The sequence below is a fragment of the Photorhabdus noenieputensis genome (assembly GCF_018448935.1).
GTDB lineage: Bacteria > Pseudomonadota > Gammaproteobacteria > Enterobacterales > Enterobacteriaceae > Photorhabdus > Photorhabdus noenieputensis.
In genome coordinates, this window is sequence record NZ_RCWC01000068.1 from 1 (window position 1) to 6,467 (window position 6,467).

1 protein-coding gene is annotated in these 6,467 nt (G+C 54.1%); it reads left to right on the plus strand.

What is annotated here, in order from left to right; all coding sequences use genetic code 11:
* Nucleotides 1-6,467, plus strand: a 6,467-nt coding sequence (locus tag EAE91_RS22750; protein WP_214090449.1) for a non-ribosomal peptide synthetase, incomplete at both ends; no start/stop codon positions are given.

Below are 6,467 nucleotides of genomic sequence, written 5' to 3' on the forward strand. Positions count from 1 at the left end.
GTGGTGGGGATATTGGCAATACTGAAAGCCGGCGGTGCCTATGTGCCGTTGGACCCCGCTTATCCGGGTGAACGTCTGGGGCATATCCTGCATGATGCGGCACCGACGGTGGTGCTGGCGGATAAGATCGGCCGGTCTGCATTAGGCGAGGAAACGCTGGCCAGACTGACGGTGCTGGACCCGAATACCTTGCCAGATCAGCCGGACAGTAATCCTCAGATACCTGCGCTGACTGCCCGGAATTTGGCCTATGTGATTTATACCTCGGGTTCGACCGGTATGCCGAAAGGGGTGATGGTTGAACATAATTCTCTGTTAAATCTCCATAGCACGCTGACAGCGCGGGTGTTTGCGCCTTCATCTGCCTCTTACCGGGTTAGCCTGAACGCGAGTATGGCATTTGATGCGTCATTGCAACATATACTGGGTTTGTTGAATGGCTATACGCTGGTGATTGTTCCACAAGATGTGCGAGTCGATGGGGCCGCCTTATTGCAATTTTTAGCCACGACAGAGCTGGATGTGCTGGACTGTACGCCAATGCAGTTAGAGATGTTGTTGGCGGCGGGTTTGTCTAACTATAAAAAAGCGTTGACGCTGTTGATTGGCGGGGAGTCCATATCCACACAAATCTGGCAGACGATAGCCGGTATACCGCAACTGACGGCCTATAATGTTTACGGCCCAACAGAATGTACCGTGGATACGACGTTGGCCTGTATAGAGCCGTCGCATCCTTATCCGACTATCGGTCGTCCTCTGGATAATGCCCGTCTTTATTTATTGGATAACGATGGCTATCCTGTGCCGTTGGGGGCAATAGGGGAGCTGTACATTGGTGGTGTTGGTGTGGCGCGTGGCTACCTCAATCGCCCTGACTTGACGGCTGAACGTTTCCTGTCTGACCCATTTAGTGATAAGCCCAATGCCCGCATGTACCGCACCGGGGATTTAGCTCGTTATTTGCCGGACGGCAATCTGGAATTCCTGGGCCGCAACGACCACCAGGTGAAAATCCGCGGTTTCCGCATTGAAACGGGCGAAATTGAATTCCGGTTGGTGGAACATCCCGCAGTGAGTGAATCTGTGGTATTGGCACAGGGGGAAGGTCAGGACAAACGGCTGGTGGCCTATGTGGTGGCGGAAAACCATGAGGGGTTGGTAAATAGTCTGCATACCTACTTGGGTACCGTGTTACCGGATTATATGGTGCCGTCCGCTTTTGTGCGTCTGGATGCGTTTCCGTTAACGCCGAACGGTAAATTGGATCGCCAGGCGCTGCCGGTACCGGGCAATGAGGCCGTTGCCCGTCAGGTTTACGAAGCGCCCCAGGGAGACATGGAAATGGCGCTGGCGGCGATTTGGCGTGAAGTTCTGGGGATTGAGCAGATCAGCCGGTATGACAGCTTCTTTGCTCTGGGCGGTCATTCGTTGCTGGCGGTGCGGGTGATGAACCGGGTAGCCGCTTTGGGTATCGAACTGCCATTAACCACCCTGTTTAAATCTCCTTCATTAAAGGCATTTGCGGAGGTTATGCAGGCCCGGAAGGGGCAACTGGATACTACCCTGCCAGCCATCGTGCCGGTATCCCGTGAAGGCACATTACCGTTATCATTTGCTCAACAGCGCCTGTGGTTCCTGGCGCAGCTTGAGGGTGTCAGTGAAACTTATCATATCCCGATGGCTCTGCGTTTGAGTGGGCAATTGGATATCATGGCCTGGCAGAAGGCGCTGGATACCTTATTTGCCCGTCATGAAGCGTTACGTTCGGTCTTTGTCTCTATTGATGGCCAACCGCAAGTGCGGCTGTTGGCACCGAATAGCGGCTTACTGTTATCGCAATATGATCTGCGCGGGCTCCCGGACGCTGATGTTGTTCTTGAGCGTCTAAGCGTGGAGGAGGCTCACGCATCATTTGACCTTGAAAGCGGCCCGCTTATCCGTGCGGCTCTCATCCAGCTCACCGATAGCGAATATCAGTTTTTGCTGACTTTGCATCACATAATTTCCGATGGCTGGTCTGCCAATGTACTGATACAGGAACTGAACACGCTCTATACGGCGTTTATAGGCGGACAATCCGATCCGTTGCCGCCATTGGCGATTCAGTACCCGGATTACGCCGCCTGGCAGCGTCAGTGGCTGTCGGCTGAGCGCATTCAGGTTCAGTCTGACTATTGGCGTGCCATGTTGGCTGACGCGCCGGTGCTGTTGGATCTGCCGACAGATCGGCCTCGTCCACCGGAGCAGTCGTTTGCCGGAGATACGGTGCCGGTTAACTTCGATGTTGAATTAACGGCCGCCCTTAAGCGCCTGAGTGAGCAGCAGGGCGTCACCTTATTTATGACGCTGTTATCAGCCTGGGTAGTGGTTCTGTCGCGTTTGTCAGGTCAGGACGATGTGGTGATTGGCACCCCGAGTGCGGGCCGTAGTCGTCAGGAAGTAGAGCCGTTGATTGGTTTCTTTGTCAATACGTTGGCATTGCGCATGGATTTATCCGGTGAGCTGACCGTGGCCGAGTTGCTGGCGCGAGTCCGGCAAACCGCATTGGCGGCCCAGGAGCATCAGGATTTACCGTTTGAGCAGGTGGTGGAAATTGTGCAACCGCCGCGCCGACTGGCGCATACCCCGTTGTTCCAGGTGATATTTGCCTGGCAGAACAATGAGAGCACGGACTGGAAACTGCCGAAGCTGGCCGTCTCACCGGTCGATCAAGTGGTTGATGTTGTTAAGTTTGATCTTGAGCTGGGCTTGGCAGAAGAGGAGGGCAGGATTGTCGGGGCGTTGAATTATGCCGCCGCCCTGTTTGATCCATCGACAGTGGAGCGGCAGGTGGAATATCTCCGCGCGGTGCTGCAAGCGATGGTGACTAACTCTCAACAGCCGGTTGGAGAAATTGATATTCTGTCTTCGACGGAGCGCAAGTTGTTGCTGGAAACCTGGAACGCGACGGAAACCGCCTATCCTGATGCATTGTGTATTCATCAATTGTTTGAACAGCAGGTAGAGCAAACCCCGGATGCGATAGCATTAGTGCATGAAGAGCAAACCCTCAGTTATGCGGAATTAAATGCCGGTGCTAACCGTCTGGCTCATCAGCTAATTGAACTGGGCGTAGCGCCGGATCAGCGAGTGGCGATTTGCGTGTCGCGTTCACCGGCCATAGTGGTAGGGATATTGGCAATACTGAAAGCCGGCGGTGCCTATGTGCCGTTGGACCCCGCTTATCCGGGTGAACGTCTGGGGCATATCCTGCATGATGCGGCACCGACGGTGGTGCTGGCGGATAAGACCGGTCGGTCTGCATTAGGCGAGGAAACGCTGACCAGACTGACCGTGCTTGACCCGAATGCCTTGCCAGATCAGCCGGACAGTAATCCTCAGATACCTGCGCTAACTGCCCGGCATTTGGCCTATGTGATTTATACCTCGGGTTCGACCGGTATGCCGAAAGGGGTGATGGTTGAACATAATTCTCTGTTAAATCTCCATAGCACGCTGACAGCGCGGGTGTTTGCGCCTTCATCTGCCTCTTACCGGGTTAGCCTGAACGCGAGTATGGCATTTGATGCGTCATTGCAACATATATTGGGTCTGTTGAATGGCTATACGCTGGTGATTGTTCCACAAGATGTACGAGTCGATGGGGCCGCCTTATTGCAGTTTTTAGCCACGACAGAGCTGGATGTGCTGGACTGTACGCCAATGCAGTTAGAGATGTTGTTGGCGGCGGGTTTGTCGAACCATAAAAAAGCGTTGACGCTGTTGATTGGGGGGGAATCCATATCCACACAAACCTGGCAGACGATAGCCGGTATACCGCAACTGACGGCCTATAATGTTTACGGCCCAACAGAATGTACCGTGGAGGTGACGTTGGCCTGTATAGAGCCGTCGCATCCTTATCCGACTATCGGTCGTCCGCTGGATAATATCCGTCTTTATTTGTTGGATAACGGCGGCTATCCTGTGCCGTTGGGGGCAATAGGGGAGCTGTACATTGGTGGTGTTGGTGTGACGCGTGGCTACCTCAATCGTCCTGACTTGACGGCTGAACGTTTCCTGTCTGACCCATTTAGTGATAAACCCGATGCCCGCATGTACCGCACCGGGGATTTAGCGCGTTATTTGCCGGACGGCAATCTGGAATTCCTGGGCCGCAACGACCACCAGGTGAAAATCCGCGGTTTCCGTATTGAACCGGGGGAAATCGAAGCCCGCTTAATGGAACATCCGGCGGTAAGTGAAGCGTTAGTGCTGGCTCTGGGTGACGGTCAGGACAAACGGCTGGCGGCTTATGTGGTGGCAGAAGCGGATGACCTGCTGGTTAACAGCTTACGTGCCTATCTGAGTGCCATTTTGCCGGATTATATGGTGCCGTCCGCTTTTGTGCGTCTGGATGCGTTTCCGTTAACGCCGAACGGCAAGCTGGATCGCCGAGCGTTGCCTGCGCCGGGGGTGGAAGCCTTTGTCCATCAGATTTATGAAGCGCCGCAAGGGGAGATGGAAACCGTATTGGCGACTATCTGGCGTGAGTTACTTGGCATTGAGCGGATAAGCCGACATGACAATTTCTTTGCCTTGGGTGGGCATTCGCTGTTGGCGGTACGGATGATCAACCGGATAGCTGCTTTCGGTATCGAACTGTCATTAACCACCTTGTTTAAATTCCCTTCGTTACAGGCATTTGCGGAAGTTATGCAGGCCCGGAAGGGGCAACTGGATACTATCCTGCCAGCCATTGTGCCGGTATCTCGCGAAGGCGCATTACCGTTATCATTTGCTCAACAGCGCTTGTGGTTCCTGACGCAGCTTGAGGGCGTTAGTGAAACTTATCATATCCCGATGGCCCTGCGTTTGAGTGGGCAATTGGATATCATGGCCTGGCAGAAGGCGCTGGATACCTTATTTGCCCGTCATGAAGCGTTACGCTCTGTCTTTGTTTCTGTCGATGGTCAACCGCAAGTGCGGCTGTTGGCACCGAATAGCAGCTTATTGTTATCGCAATATGATCTGCGCGGAATCCCGGATGCTGATGTTGTTCTTGAGCATCTAAGCGTGGAGGAGGCTCACGCATCATTTGACCTTGAAAGCGGCCCGCTTATCCGTGCGGCTCTCATCCAGCTCACCGATAGCGAATATCAGTTTTTGCTGACTTTGCATCACATTATTTCCGATGGCTGGTCTTTCAATGTGATGATACAGGAACTGAACACGCTCTATACGGCGTTTATAGACGGACAATCCGATCCGTTGCCGCCATTGGCGATTCAGTACCCGGATTACGCCGCCTGGCAGCGTCAGTGGCTGTCGGCTGAGCGTATTCAGGTTCAGTCTGACTATTGGCGTGCAACGTTGTCTGACGCGCCAGTGCTGTTGGATCTGCCGACAGATCGGCCCCGTCCGCCGGCGCAGTCGTTTGTCGGACAGTCCGTGCCGATTGACTTGGATGTGGCGTTAACAACGGCCCTGAAACGCCTGAGTGAGCAGCAGGGCGTCACTTTATTTATGACGCTGTTGTCAGCCTGGGTAGTGGTTCTGTCGCGTTTGTCAGGTCAGGACGATGTGGTGATTGGCACCCCGAGTGCGGGCCGTAGTCGTCAGGAAGTAGAGCCGTTGATTGGTTTCTTTGTCAATACGTTGGCATTGCGCATGGATTTATCCGGTGAGCTGACCGTGGCCGAGTTGCTGGCGCGAGTCCGGCAAACCGCATTGGCGGCCCAGGAGCATCAGGATTTACCGTTTGAGCAGGTGGTGGAAATTGTGCAACCGCCGCGCCGACTGGCGCATACCCCATTGTTCCAGGTGGTATTTGCCTGGCAGAACAATGAGAGCACGGACTGGAAACTGCCGAAGCTGGCCGTTTCACCGGTCGATCAAGCGGTTGATGTTGTTAAGTTTGATCTGGAACTGGGCTTGTCAGAAGAGGAGGGCAGGATTGTCGGGGCGTTGAATTATGCCACCGCCCTGTTTGATCCATCGACAGTGGAACGGCAGGTGGAATATCTCCGCGCGGTGCTGCAAGCGATGGTGGCTAACTCTCAACAGCCGGTTGGAGAAATTGATATTCTGTCTCCGACGGAGCGCAAGTTGTTGCTGGAAACCTGGAACGCGACGGAAACCGCCTATCCTGATGCATTGTGTATTCATCAGTTGTTTGAACAGCAGGTAGAACAAACCCCGGGTGCGATAGCATTAGTGCATGAAGAGCAAACCCTCAGTTATGCGGAATTAAATGCTCGTGCTAACCGTCTGGCTCATCAGCTAATTGAACTGGGCGTAGCGCCGGATCAACGAGTGGCGATTTGCGTGGCACGCTCACCGGCTATGGTGGTGGGGGTATTGGCAATACTGAAAGCCGGTGGCGCTTATGTGCCGTTGGACCCGGTTTATACTGGCGAGCGTCTGGCGCATATTCTGACTGATGCCGCTCCGGTTATTTTGCTGGCGGATAACGCCGGACGTGC